The 12,879-nt window shown below is 46.3% G+C and carries 17 protein-coding genes; 10 read left to right on the forward strand and 7 right to left on the reverse strand.

Features of this window, described 5'->3' with window-relative positions:
- Positions 1 to 118: 118 nt before the first annotated feature.
- Entirely contained in the window at positions 119 to 1,225 is a 1,107-nt protein-coding gene (locus tag ABGV42_RS19775; protein WP_347383344.1) for a stalk domain-containing protein, read from the reverse strand.
- Between the two features lie 353 nt (positions 1,226 to 1,578).
- Between ABGV42_RS19775 and ABGV42_RS19780 the strand changes: the two genes are divergently transcribed.
- Positions 1,579 to 2,067 (forward strand): hypothetical protein, encoded by a 489-nt coding sequence (locus tag ABGV42_RS19780; protein ID WP_347383345.1) that lies wholly within the window; start codon positions 1,579 to 1,581, stop codon positions 2,065 to 2,067.
- Positions 2,068 to 2,094: 27 nt separating this feature from the next.
- Complete coding sequence (locus ABGV42_RS19785) at positions 2,095 to 2,454, forward strand: phosphotransferase (RefSeq protein WP_347383346.1); 360 nt, start codon at positions 2,095 to 2,097, stop codon at positions 2,452 to 2,454.
- A gap of 14 nt (positions 2,455 to 2,468) precedes the next feature.
- On the opposite strand, the gene ABGV42_RS19790 is transcribed toward ABGV42_RS19785, so the two are convergent.
- Positions 2,469 to 2,675, reverse strand: coding sequence for a hypothetical protein (locus ABGV42_RS19790; RefSeq protein WP_347383347.1), 207 nt, complete (start codon positions 2,673 to 2,675; stop codon positions 2,469 to 2,471).
- Between the two features lie 295 nt (positions 2,676 to 2,970).
- Between ABGV42_RS19790 and ABGV42_RS19795 the strand changes: the two genes are divergently transcribed.
- On the forward strand, positions 2,971 to 3,096 hold the full coding sequence (locus ABGV42_RS19795; protein WP_347383348.1) for a hypothetical protein: 126 nt from the start codon (positions 2,971 to 2,973) through the stop codon (positions 3,094 to 3,096).
- A 15-nt stretch (positions 3,097 to 3,111) separates the two neighbouring features.
- Entirely contained in the window at positions 3,112 to 4,128 is a 1,017-nt protein-coding gene (locus ABGV42_RS19800; protein ID WP_347383349.1) for a copper amine oxidase N-terminal domain-containing protein, read from the forward strand.
- Positions 4,129 to 4,199: 71 nt separating this feature from the next.
- Here the strand turns inward: ABGV42_RS19800 and ABGV42_RS19805 are convergent, their stop codons facing one another.
- Entirely contained in the window at positions 4,200 to 4,835 is a 636-nt protein-coding gene (locus ABGV42_RS19805) for a nitroreductase family protein (RefSeq protein ID WP_347383350.1), read from the reverse strand.
- Positions 4,836 to 4,960: 125 nt separating this feature from the next.
- Between ABGV42_RS19805 and ABGV42_RS19810 the strand changes: the two genes are divergently transcribed.
- The 3 genes from ABGV42_RS19810 (at position 4,961) to ABGV42_RS19820 (ending at position 6,367) form a co-directional block, all read left to right on the forward strand.
- Entirely contained in the window at positions 4,961 to 5,311 is a 351-nt protein-coding gene (locus ABGV42_RS19810; RefSeq protein ID WP_347383351.1) for a winged helix-turn-helix transcriptional regulator, read from the forward strand.
- Between the two features lie 124 nt (positions 5,312 to 5,435).
- Positions 5,436 to 5,888, forward strand: coding sequence for a disulfide oxidoreductase (locus ABGV42_RS19815; protein WP_347383352.1), 453 nt, complete (start codon positions 5,436 to 5,438; stop codon positions 5,886 to 5,888).
- A gap of 17 nt (positions 5,889 to 5,905) precedes the next feature.
- A complete protein-coding gene (locus ABGV42_RS19820; protein ID WP_347383353.1) occupies positions 5,906 to 6,367 on the forward strand; it encodes a FixH family protein in 462 nt (153 codons plus the stop codon).
- A gap of 166 nt (positions 6,368 to 6,533) precedes the next feature.
- Here the strand turns inward: ABGV42_RS19820 and ABGV42_RS19825 are convergent, their stop codons facing one another.
- The 4 genes from ABGV42_RS19825 to ABGV42_RS19840 form a co-directional block, all read right to left on the reverse strand.
- Positions 6,534 to 7,211 (reverse strand): succinylglutamate desuccinylase/aspartoacylase family protein, encoded by a 678-nt coding sequence (locus ABGV42_RS19825; RefSeq protein ID WP_347383354.1) that lies wholly within the window; start codon positions 7,209 to 7,211, stop codon positions 6,534 to 6,536.
- Positions 7,212 to 7,304: 93 nt separating this feature from the next.
- Positions 7,305 to 8,273, reverse strand: coding sequence for an ABC transporter ATP-binding protein (locus ABGV42_RS19830; protein ID WP_347384437.1), 969 nt, complete (start codon positions 8,271 to 8,273; stop codon positions 7,305 to 7,307).
- Between the two features lie 20 nt (positions 8,274 to 8,293).
- A complete protein-coding gene (locus tag ABGV42_RS19835) occupies positions 8,294 to 9,094 on the reverse strand; it encodes an ABC transporter permease (protein ID WP_347383355.1) in 801 nt (266 codons plus the stop codon).
- Positions 9,091 to 9,867 (reverse strand): ABC transporter permease, encoded by a 777-nt coding sequence (locus tag ABGV42_RS19840; RefSeq protein ID WP_347383356.1) that lies wholly within the window; start codon positions 9,865 to 9,867, stop codon positions 9,091 to 9,093. The genes ABGV42_RS19835 and ABGV42_RS19840 overlap by 4 nt, the downstream gene beginning before the upstream one ends.
- 305 nt (positions 9,868 to 10,172) lie before the next feature.
- Here ABGV42_RS19840 and ABGV42_RS19845 point away from each other — a divergent pair, with 305 nt between their 5' ends.
- The 3 genes from ABGV42_RS19845 to ABGV42_RS19855 all read left to right on the forward strand — a co-directional run bounded on the left by ABGV42_RS19845 (position 10,173) and on the right by ABGV42_RS19855 (position 12,827).
- A complete protein-coding gene (locus ABGV42_RS19845) occupies positions 10,173 to 11,015 on the forward strand; it encodes a DegV family protein (RefSeq protein WP_347383357.1) in 843 nt (280 codons plus the stop codon).
- Between the two features lie 163 nt (positions 11,016 to 11,178).
- On the forward strand, positions 11,179 to 11,898 hold the full coding sequence (locus ABGV42_RS19850) for a response regulator transcription factor (protein WP_347383358.1): 720 nt from the start codon (positions 11,179 to 11,181) through the stop codon (positions 11,896 to 11,898).
- A gap of 35 nt (positions 11,899 to 11,933) precedes the next feature.
- Positions 11,934 to 12,827, forward strand: a complete 894-nt coding sequence (locus ABGV42_RS19855; protein ID WP_431523681.1) for a sensor histidine kinase — start codon at positions 11,934 to 11,936, stop codon at positions 12,825 to 12,827.
- Positions 12,828 to 12,879 lie beyond the last annotated feature (52 nt).

Consider the following 12,879-nt stretch of genomic DNA (forward strand, 5'->3'; position numbering starts at 1 on the left):
CTGGACGAAAGCCTTGTTTTCATAACAGTCGAATGGCTTCTATAGGACAAAACACACATCAAATCTGCCCCATTAGAAGGGGACAGCATGATGTGTGTTTGGTATGTTTCGTTTTATTTTATTTCAGTTTTTGCACGGACACGGCCATTTGTTCCAGTTGTGTGTGTGTTAGTGCCTTATTTGGTGAGCTGATCGTAACATAGCAATCATCCAGTTGAAATGTCAGCATATCGGTTTTGTCCGGTGTGTACCACTTGGCATTAACGCCATTAGACAGCTTAACTTCTTTTCCATCATAGCTGAACGAGTAGTCTTTCGGTGATACCGTCACATTCATATTTATGAAAACAAAGTTCACGCCATCGCCTCCGGCACCCACGCTTTTGAATGCATCCCCGGCAATCATATGCTGAGGCGCGTAAGCCGTCTCAAAGCCATCAAATTTCGCAAATGCTTTACGGATGGTAGCTGTTTGCTCCTTGGTGTAATTTACATTGGCAAACCCGGTAACGCCTTGATCGTTGTTATTTACCTTTTGGACAGATACGGCCACCCGTGCAAGCTGTGCCTGACTCAACGTATGGTCAGGGGAGCTGAGCGTAACATAACGATCATCCAATGGGAATGTCAGCATGCCTGTTTGATCCGGTGTGTACCATTTGGCAGTAACACCATTGGACAATTTTACATCTTTGCTGTTATAGCTATCCGAGTAATCTCGCGGAGATACACTTACTTTCATATGGGTGAAGATAAAGCTTACGCCATCGCCTCCGGCGCCTACGCTTTTAAACGTATCACCTGTGATACTTTGCTGAGGTGCATACGCTGTTTCAAAACTATCGAACTGTGCAAATGCCTTTTGAATCGCTTCTTTTTGCGCCGCATTATAGGTTACATTGGACAGGGCAGAAGGATTACTCGTTGCTTCGCCGATGGTAACCTGACCTTTTTTGCCGTCGTACGATACAGGGACATGCAGCGCATCTGCAATGGCACGCACAGGCAGATAGGTTGAATTATTGTAAGTGATCGGTGCAAGTTTATTGCCATTGCCATCCGTTGGTGTATAAGCTGCGCCATCTACATTGAAACTGATACCGTGATTAAGATAAGCGGAGATTTTCTCCAATTGAGTACCGGCAAATACACCTGCAGCTCCAGTTAATGTCATGCCAAGTACCATCATCGTTGCTGCGGATTTTTTCAGGTTTGTTTTCATCATGTATAACTCTCCTTTAGGTTGAGTAGTTGATCTGATAGAATTTACACTTACCACTTCGATTGCAGTACCATCTTCCGATCACTCTTATCCTCAGATTTGTTTACTTATTTTAAAAGGGGAAATCCGGGGATAAAGGTGAACGTTTCGCTTCTTCAGAATGGTTCTGCACGTTACGTTACTGTGTGAAATGTCAGGATCAACTTATATGGTTATCATTTGTAGGGGCTCGCTGTCCCTTATGGCTTTATATTAAACCCGGAAGTTATCCATAATAATTCTGAATTATCTCCAACTTGTAAACATTGCAAATGTATTCATGTGATAGTGAAACCAAAGAAAAGGAGAGAGGAGTTATGACTGACATCGATTTTGTGAGGGAACATTATGATATTGGCCAAGTGCTAACCAGCACTGCCTTGCAACAAGGTAACAGTTCTAAGGCGATACTGATTCATGCAGCATCTGGAAAATATGTTCTGCGTAAGCTCAGAAATGAACAGCAGGCTCAGGCTGAACATAAGCTTTATCAAGTGCTGGCATCTGTAAACATTTCTCCAGACATGCTTCAAGCCAGAGGTGGGCTATCTTATATCATTTACAATCATGAAATTTATAATTTGCAAACCTACATAGACAATACATTTCCGCATCATCAAGCGGGCATTGATTTTGTGCAATTGGGTAACGTAATTTCCCTTTTTCATCAGCTGAGCACTCATCTGGATATTCCCGAGCAGAAGGATCGCTATGCGTTAAGCCAATTATGGAGTGCTGTGTCCAATGAAGTGAAGAATTCATCATTTGAAGGAATCCGGGCTTTAGCAGAACATACCGAGCAGTGAATGGAATATAAACCGAAGAATAATACCATGATTCATGGTGATCTTGGCGCATGGAACATGTTATTTACGAAGGAGTACATCCACATAATTGATATGGGTGAGGTGAGGAGGGGGAATCATCATTTTGATGTGGCGGCCGCGTTGACATCCACCATACCTTCATCGGTAAAAGAAAGAGAACTAGATATTATCGTGGCGGATTTTGAGTGCGGATATGGGCATGGTAATGCAGCTTTGAACAGGAAGAGTCTATATCAACAGATCCATGTATGGATACTGCGAGGGTGCTTGGCGGTGATCAGGGAGAGGGGAATGAATTCCCCAACCATCTTATATGTAGAACGAACTATTGAGGTGTTGAAAAGATTTAAAGTCATACTTTATTGAACCCGGGAGGTCGTTTAGTTCACTAGATAAAGGATTAGTCCGCCCATGCCAAGAACGATTGCACCAACGTATACATAGGTTAATCGGCTCAAATTCTGCTTGGTTCGGCGGTCATATTCGGGGTTGCTGGTCTGATTGGCTTTGGAATTTCCGATAATTAGGGTAGCAATTCCGCCGAACAAGGCAATACCAATAATTAAAATATAAGGCAGCCAGGTCATGAGTGAACCTCCTTCAAAAAGCGCATAATCTTTCTCTTTTATTGTACCCCAGGATAACCTAGGATGTAAGGTTTTATTGTGAGATAAAGGAAAATAAAGCACCCAAATTACAGTGGGTATATACCATTTCAACAACAAATCACATCGAATTTAAATTCTTTTACTCCAATAAAAAGTCAATTGTGACACGCATTTCGCGACTCTTCCAAACGGAGGTCGTGAATTTTTTTTGCCTTCATGGTGATCCAGATTGGGGATCCCTGCGTTACACCCTTGATTAAGGAGTGAATACGTAATGAAGATGAAAATGAAGAAGTTTATTGCACCCATGCTAAGCTTGACGCTTTTGATGCCGGGAATCGCAGGGGCTGCTTCCCTGCCACAGACGTCAATGAATACGATGAAGGCATCCGTGATGTAGCTGGCGATTATAGCGATGCATACAAGGCGTATTGCGAAGGTTTCAAGAGAAACGTTCGATGTAAGTAAGGCGCTGTCCACAGCGATTACAACACAAATGCCAGAGAAATTCGATCACACCAAAGCCGATACCCCAGCGTCGACTCTGCAAATGCAAGAGCAATATGATGGACGTACAGCAGCTTCAAATGCACAAGTTACAGCCGAAGCTGGCAACACATCTGACTTCAAGGCTACCATAGCTTCCATTTACGGTAACGATGGTGCTGATGCATTTGAGAAAATCTGGGTAACCAATCATGTGAATGCACAAAGCGATTATGTAAAAGCTGTTAAAAACAATGATGCAACGGCTCGCGCGGCAGTAGAAAAACGTATTGCTGGATTCACAACCGAATTTGCGACTTACCTGGATTCCGCTACAGCAGGCAACCTGCCTCAAGCAGCAGGCCAACAAGCACTGACTACACATGAAGATCAAGTACAAAACGTATTGGATCAATATGCAGCGGGTAACTATGATGCTTCTTATACCACCAACCGTGAAGGCTTCAAAGTGATGTTCGGTGTGGGTCAAGCTCTGGGTAATGCAATCGTGACCCAATTTAACGACAAATTCAAGGAGCCAACTACACCTGCACCAGCTCCGGAAATGACAACGATGTGGATGCAAGTGAACAGCAACATGCTGAAGATCAACGACAAAACGACCAATATGGACACTACACCTGTGCTCTGGAAAAACACGATGTACATTCCACTTCGCTTCCTGAGTGAAGGAATTGGTGCAACGGTGAAATGGGACAAAAGAGCCCATGAAGTTACGGTTATGGCTGGTGATGATACACTCGTATTCTGGGTGAACAACAAAGTCATGGAAGTGAACGGTATGAAGAAGAACGTAGGCTCCACAGTGTTTGTTAACAAAGACGGATGTACTCAAGTTCCGCTGCGTTTCATTACTGAGTTGTTGAACTGGGACGTTAAATGGGCTCAAAAGGATGGCTCCATCACATTGACGAAATCAATGTAATAGTAAGAATCAAAATAATACAGTCAGGCAAAAAGCAAAAAGCTGCCCCATACGGCAGCTTTTTTATGTTGTTATACTAAAGAGGTGATGGAGTTTCGATACATAATTTTATTTACAGGGTGACGTACCGTTTGATGTCCATTTTTCGTACCTTTGCCAATCGCGATCAGCATGACATCCAAATATCTTTCGGGAATATTCAGGCTGGTTTTTAATTGGGCGGAATCATAACCTGACATGGTAATGGTTTCGAAACCGGCTTCGTTTGCCAGCAGAATAAATGACATTGAGGCCAGGCTTACATCTCGGGTTAACTCCAACTTTAGCTCTTCATCCGATTTATTTGCATAGTACTGTATTGCAGCATTCGCCAGATAATCTCTGAGCGATTCATCAAAAAAACCTGCCTGGAAGCCTTCTTCGTGGATTTTAATGATGTTATCTTGCTCAAATGCCCGGTAATCTCCCAGCATGACCACCAGCGCCGAAGCATCGACCACCTGTTGTTGATTAAAAGCGATAGGCAGCAAAGTACTTCGCAACTTTGGATCATCAATAATAAGGTATCGGGTGGCTTGAATATTATTCCCATTCGGTGATTTACTTGCAGATTCAATGAGGTTTGTCAGAATCTCTGGGCTTATCGTATAACTTGAATCAAAATGTCGAACGGAACGTCTTTGTTCCAAAATGGTTTGTACACTCATAAGACCATCTCCATCGTTGTTATTTAGGGCTCTTTTGAATTATAGTAGGCAATAACAAAAGAGAAAATAACGCACAAAAAGGTGGTATAGCCACATTAAAGTATCTATTGGGGAGTGAAGGCACATTGGTTAAATATAATACTGGAATAAATATTTTTATGGATATCGCCGGCGGAAAATGGAAGTGTCTGATCCTTTTCTTTCTGAGTCAACAATCGGTAAGAACCAAGGAATTTTATGAATTGATGCCTGGAATTACACAAAAGGTCTTAACCGATCAATTGAAACAGTTGGAAGGCGATGGACTTGTCCGTAGGGAAATTTTTAGAGAGGTACCGCCAAAAGTGGAATATAGTTTGACTGAACTTGGACGATCATTTATTCCGGTATTAAACACGATGTGTGAATGGGGGAATACGTACGCAAGTGTCAAGGGAATGGAACCGGATGAACAAATCCAATGTGACCATAAATGAACTCAAATTTATTCAAATATTTGGTATAATAATCATCATGTAACACCCTACATAACGGCTTGAATAGCCCTTGCGTCATGAATGAGGTATTATGATATTTCAAAATGCAGAGGAGGCCAGATGAATGAGTGCATCATCAAAACCCGAGCGTCCGGCAAGAAGTGTGGATACCCGGCTGTTTATCGCATGGGCCGTATCCGTCATCGCGACGGGAGGAAGTCTATATTTCAGCGAGATTAAGGGATATATTCCATGTGATCTATGTTGGTTCCAGCGAATTTTCATGTATCCACTGACCATAGTGCTTGGGATTGCCTACTTCAAGGATGATGTAGGGATCACCAAATATGTACTGCCACTAAGTTTCATTGGAGGTGGGATCTCGTTATATCATGTTACGATTCAGCGCATCTATTCGGCTACTGGCAATTCCGTCGCTTGTGGGCAGATTCCTTGCTATACCGACTATTTGAACTGGTTTGGTTTCATCACGATTCCATTGCTTGCCCTGATTGCGTTTATCATCATAATTGTAATGTTGTGGGGAATTGGCAAAACACCAAAATCTTCTTTATAAGAAAGGACAGATGATGGATGAGTGGACAAGTCCGTTGGTTCATGCCGTTAATTATCATTCTGCTCCTTACGGCTGTGGGCTGCTCCAATGATAAGCAATCCCAGAGCACGGATACATTGGAGATGATTAAGGTGCAGCTCATGGTACCGGATAAGGTGTCAATCCAGGATGATGTTGCCCTGCAGATTAAACTGACGCAGGGAGGTCAGCCCGTGGATGATGCAGACCATGTGCAATTTCAGGTGTGGAATGAAAAAGATGAACCAGCAGCACCAGCTGAGGATCAGGGAATGATGAATCCTGAGGATCTTGAAGCTAAGGGAGCGATTACTGCTCAATCCACAGGGGATGGAATTTATGAGGCCAACTATGCGTTCGAGGAAACGGGCATATATGTCGTACAGGTCCATGTAACCGAAGGGGCCATGCATGCGATGCCGAGAACCAAGGTAACCGTAGAGAATGCTTCCAGCAATTAAAAGAAGAATACTCAGTTAAACGTTAAAACCCGTCAGACGAAAGTACAAGCCAATCAGGGCTGATGTACCACGTATGACGGGTTTTCTCATAATGATTACTTATATGTTCTGTACAAATAATCGAGATATTGCTCCACATCATGCTGGAATTGGGAGGTTACTCATTTCATATGAAGCCGGCTTCCCGCAAAAAGTGATGTACAATTCTCGTCTGGTGCTTGATTCGTACCGATCGCTTCAGGCTCCAGCAGGTTTCAACGGTAACGGAACGGGCCTGCAGCAATCTGGCCGCAGCTGTCCGGGCAGATCCAGGAAGCTCATGCTGCTTCAGATTGAAATGCCGATCACGAATGGCGATGGAACGATTCATGTGTTCAATTATTCTCCTGCATGTCGGAACGGCACGGCTTCCGGGATTGGTAATCAGCGTTTGACCCAATACACGGGAACTGAGCTGGGACAATCCATTGGCTTCATGCAGGTCGATCCACCAGTCTGCTCCATGTTCACGAGCCAGACGAAAGACGGCAGACGCAAGTGGATGCTTGGCTTTGGCAGATATGCGGCGGGGAAATGTTCTGTTCAGATCAGGATTGCCCCTGATTTTTTTGCCATAAGCCTTCTGGTTCACTCGTGGAATGATAATTAGAAGTCCGCGCTGAATGAAAAGCCGACCTGCCGTGCAATCATCTGCGAGTTTTTGTGCAGCAGCCATGCTTGCGGTTTCGTTTCCATGAACGCCGGAAGTGACAACCATCACGGGGCCAGACGCTGCACCACGTACCATGTAGTAGGGAGTGGAGTGTGTGCTGGACGCTGCTAATACATGTTTAGTGACAAGCATGAACTCACCTCCGTTACTACAGTACGTCATGTCCTTTCTGCATGTAACGGCATCCGAACAGGCCCTCATCCAGATCTGTCCAAAATGGGCCCATCAGTATACCTGGTGGATAATATCCTCGAAATCCGGTTCTTTCATCTCCACATCGATAATTTCGCCCCATTGTTCCAGCTGCTTCAGAATATTCATTGTACTCCACTCTTTTCGGTTAACTTGTACAGTAACGACCAGTCCGTCCACACCTGTAATCTGTATGGCAGAAGGTATGGAGTCCTGGATATGAAACGCCCCTCGGTAAGTCACCCGGATAATCGTGGGCAGACCAATCGTGTCCCGCAGAGAGGAGATCGTACCGTCATATGTGAGCTGGCCATGATTAATGACCATCACCCGACTGCATAACTGCTCGATATCATCCATATCATGCGTCGTCAGCAAAATGGTTTTGCCAAACTCTTCATTTAATGTCCGCAGAAACTGGCGGATGTTCCGTTTGGCGTTCACGTCCAGCCCAATCGTGGGTTCATCGAGAAAAAGCAGTTCCGGATCATGCAGCATGGAAGCTGCGAGATCTGCACGCATCCGCTGTCCGAGGGAGAGTTTACGGACAGGAGTGGCCCAGAAGGATTCAAGGTCCAGCAGTTCGGCAAACTGGGACAGCCGTTTCTTTTTGAGTTCAGCAGGTACACCGTACATTTCGGCCAGAATATCATACGAATCCTTCACGGGCAGATCCCACCAGAGCTGGCTGCGCTGTCCAAACACGACTCCCAGTCGTCTTACCGTTTGGCGCCTTTGCTGATGGGGATTCATTCCGGCCAGAAGAACTTCACCCGAAGTCGGGTGGAGGATACCGGTTAACATTTTGATCGTCGTCGATTTGCCTGCACCATTCGGCCCGATGTATCCAACGAACTCTCCTTTCGCAATATCGAAACTGATATCACGTACAGCTTCTTTGGACAGGTATTCACGTGAAAATAGTGTCCGAAGTCCGGAGAACCGGCCTTCGCGAACGACAGGTGTTTTGAATTCCTTTTGCAGTTGCCTCGCTGTGATCATGTTCATGGTAAGAACCCTCCTTAGCTTCCCGTGCTTTGATATTTGGTGATACCGTATTTCCAGAAGCGCAGACTGGCGGCCAGACACAGAACGGCAACAGCCGCAATCGCCGCAAGCACCCACGCTCCTCCTTGACCCCGCAGCAGATAAAGGGAGGGGATATAGTTGACGAATCCAACCGGAATGACGGTCAGCAGAATGCCGGACATCCACTTGGGGTATAACGTTAGCGGATATTGAGCAGCCGTACGGGCTGCATCTTCTGTAATGGTCTGCAGTTCCTCAATGCGTGTAGTCCAGAACCCCAGTGTCGCTGTAGCCAGCCCTATAGAGAAGAGGATGATGGCTCCGGTCAGAATAATCAGCAGGGAGAGAGGAATGACCGTCCAGCCGATCTGCCCGCTGTGCATCATACCCGCCAGAGACCAGCATAGAATAAATCCGCCCTGAAGCACTTCGCCAATCATAATGCGGAAATTCTGCGGCAGCAGTGCGAGCAGGACAGGCATAGGTCGTGTCAACAGTTGATCCAGTTCGCCGCCGACCAAATATTTTTCCAGATGATGAACCTCGTTCCCGAACGTACGGTACAGCGTCTTGGATAATGTCATGATTGCGAACAGATAGCCGATCTCATGGAGAGACCAGCCCTTAATTGCACCGAATCGATGCAGCACCAGAGCAACCATGAGAAACTCGGAGATTTGAATCAGTGCGGCCAGGATGGATGCCAATATGAAATTAAACTTATACTGCATCCGGCTGCGGATGCTCGTTCGAATCAGTATTTTATATAAATGGACCCAGGAAGTTCGTTTCATCCGCCCTGCACCTCCACTTTACGGCGCATCACACGGGTGATGACCAGACAGATCAGGGTCATTAGAGCACACCAAAGCAAGGTTCCCCAGAGCAAGGAGCCATCTTCAAAACCGAGATAGATTCGGGTAGGAACATAGAGCAGGAAAGGATAGGGTGATAACCAGGCCAGACGTTCCAGCCACTCAGGCAGCCATTCGAGCGGGATGAAGAAACCAGCCAGCAAATTCATCAGGGCGTGATTGCCCCAGTGAAGCCAGGATGATTCGGTCGTCCATATTGCAGTGACCCCAATAATGTAATTCATGCAGATGGATAAGTAGGATGCGCCGGCAAGACCAAGCGCGGCAAATAACAGGGTTGAAGCTTCTGTGGGCCATTGCAGGGAAAAAACGATGGAGAACAGCAGGTAGATCGGAATGCTTTTGTACACGAACTGGTAGGCAATCTGTCCCCATTCGCGTGCCATAAGGTGAGTAAACAGATGCACCGGCCTCATAAGATCCAGCGCGATCTGTCCTGTCCTGACCGTAAGGGGGATTCCGAGTCCGTTGGTGAGGAAACCTGAGATCCAGAGAGAGGATTGCGTAAACGCAATGTAACTGACCATCCCCTGTGTCCCGTATTCCCCGAGAGAGTGATCGGCCCCGATGCCGATCCATAGGCAGGCATACATGTAACCGAACATGGCGCTTGCCAGGTTATGTACCATGTGTGCCCCGCGATATTGCAGATTCCGGGCGTAGGCTTTGGAAGCCAGCGTGAGATAAAGCATATGACACCTCCGATAAGTGGATTGAACGGCGGTTCCGTTCACTTCAGTCAAGGCGAAAAAGAGAGAAGGACAACAGCATACCAATTTATTCCTTCACAGGCAAGACATTTTTTTGGGATATCCCGGAAGAAACAGGGCTGTTCAACAATGCGCCACAAGACAGCGGTCTGCCCGGTCCTTTATAATTGAGGAGTAAGGACGTAAACGTTTACAATATGAGCTATTCAAATTTAAAATAATCCGCCGGGCATGTGCCTGACGATGGAGGATACAGCTTCAACAATCCGGCAAGAGAGAAGGTTGGAATGAAAAAAATTGCATGGGTTACCGACAGTACCAGCACACTCGATCCACTGTTTGCAGAGCAAAATCACGTATACATTGTACCGCTGCGCGTCGTATTAGGAGAGGAATGCTATCGGGAGACCGAGGACATCTCATCAGAACAGTTCTATGAAAAGCTTGCGGAGGCTCCAAGGGCAAGCAGTTCTCAGCCGCCTATAGGTGAGTTTATTGAACTGTATGAATCGCTAAAAGGTCAGTATGACGAGATTATCACCATTCACTGCTCAACTGCGCTTAGCGGGACGCTGCATACCTCAATGCAGGCGGCAGAGATTGCTGGAGTATCGATAACTGCAATTGATTCCAGAGCGGGGGCATATCCGCTGCGGGAGATGATTTTGCAAGGTGTGAAAAAGCAGAAACAGGGATGTACAGTATCTGAAATCAAGATTCACATTGAACAGATGATGGATAATATGTCCTTTTACCTCATTCCGGCCAGTCTTCAGCACCTTCACCGCAGTGGGCGCGTGTCAGGCACACAGCTTGTACTCAGCCAATTGTTGAAAATTCACCTGCTCTTACGATTTGAAGAGGGGAAGGTCGTTGTAAACGAGAAGATTCGTACCTTCAAGCGAGCCAAACAGCGAATGTTGGAGGTGCTGAAGGTAGACGTGGAAAAAGTAAAACATGTGTGTATCATGCACGCTGATAATCAGGAAGAAGCAATCACGATCAAGCAGCAAATTGCCGATCTGCTTCCACGGCTGAAGACTGAAATTATGCCTTTTATCCCTGTGGTAGGCATTCATGCAGGCGCAGGTACGATTGGGCTGTGCTGGATACGAAGCGAGACAATATAAATAGAGTACGACAGATCCGGTAGGGGAGCCGCCTTGAAACACAGGTGGCCTTCCTGCCTTTTTTGTACCTATTTCAGATGAAGTTCGAAGAAGTGTTGCTTCACGCATTGCCAATTCAGGTGAACTGTGAGGTAATAAAAGAAAAAAAGTTGGGGGAAATCACGTGTCAAGTCACCGTTTGCTGCTCGTAGAAGATGATCGTTCGATTAGTGAGATGGTTGGGCCATATTTGGAGAAAGAGGGCTACAACGTCACGTATGCATATGACGGATTAGAGGCAGAGCACAAGTTCCAGCAAGCACAGCCTGCTTATGATCTTGTCATACTGGACCTCATGCTGCCGCACCGAAGCGGCATGGACGTACTGCAGACCATCAGAGCTGCCAGTCTTGTCCCTGTATTAATACTATCCGCGAAGGATGGGGAAGTGGACAAGGCATTCGGGCTAGGTTTTGGTGCAGACGACTATCTGAGCAAGCCATTCTCCCTAATCGAATTGACTGCGCGAATCAAGGCGGCGATTCGTCGTGCCAACTATACGGTACAGCCTGTCAATACGACAGCAGCCAAGGATCAGCGTATTGAAATTGGCGGGCTGGTGGTCGATATGGACACCTATGAGGTGGAGCGGGAAGGTGTCCCTGTAAGACTGACATCCAAGGAATTTGGCATTCTTAAGTTGTTTGTTACGCATCCTGGCAGAGTGTTTACGAAGGCACAGATCTATACGTCAGTGTGGAACGATCCGTATTATGGGGACGAAAATATCATTAACGTACATATGCGCCGTCTGCGCGAAAAGATTGAGACGGATCCATCGGCACCACAGTATATCAAAACGTTGTGGGGTATCGGTTATAAGCTGGAGGTGGAACCCAAGTGACCATCCTTTTGTGCATCTTAACCGGTGTTCTCATCATGGTTGTCATCTCACTTGCCGTGAAGCTGAATAAACGCAGCCGGCAATTATCATATATTCATCAGAAGCTGGGAGGCATTCTGGGTGAGGGCACATATGAGCGTCTGCTGGTCTTTAGCAGCGATGCCCAGATTCGCCTGCTGCTGGGGGATATCAACGAATTGCTGGATTACGCACACCGGACTGGTGCACGATATGCCAATCAGGAGAAAGAAATCCGCAATATGCTCTCCAACATTTCACACGATTTGAAGACCCCTCTCACGGTAGTCATGGGCTACAGTGAAACACTGCTCCATAGTTCTTCATTAACCGATCAGGAACGGGAAGTCATGATCCGCAAGATTCAGGATAAAGCGCAGGAGGTGCTGCGTCTGATTCATTCCTTTTTTGATCTGGCGAAGCTGGAGTCTGGGGATACCGAACTTGCCTTGACTCGGGTAAATCTTAGTGAATTATGCAGGGTGAAGATGCTTTCCTTTTATGAAATGTTAACGAATCAGGGTCTGCAAGTGGAGCTGTCTATTCCGGAAGGGGATTTGTTCGTGACTGGCAATGTGGATGCACTTGACCGGGTGCTGGATAATCTGATTACCAATGCGATGCGATATGGTGCGGATGGTAAGGTATTGGGCCTTTTGCTTGAACAACCGAATAGCGGGGAGGTCATGCTGCAAATCTGGGACAGGGGCAAAGGCATTCCGGAAAGGGAACACGACCGTGTCTTTGAGCGAATGTATACGCTGGAGGATTCCCGTAACCGTCTCTATCATGGAAGTGGGCTTGGCCTCACCATCACGAAGCGACTTGTCGAACGGATGGGGGGACGCATTGAGCTGCGCAGTGTACCATATGAGCGGACTTCATTTACAATCTCTCTAAAATCTCGTTAGTTGCCTTTTTTATGCTTCTGACGAACTTAAGTTTTTTGTAAGATTTGATTAA

This window comes from Paenibacillus pabuli, assembly GCF_039831995.1.
GTDB classification, from domain to species: Bacteria; Bacillota; Bacilli; order Paenibacillales; family Paenibacillaceae; genus Paenibacillus; species Paenibacillus pabuli_C.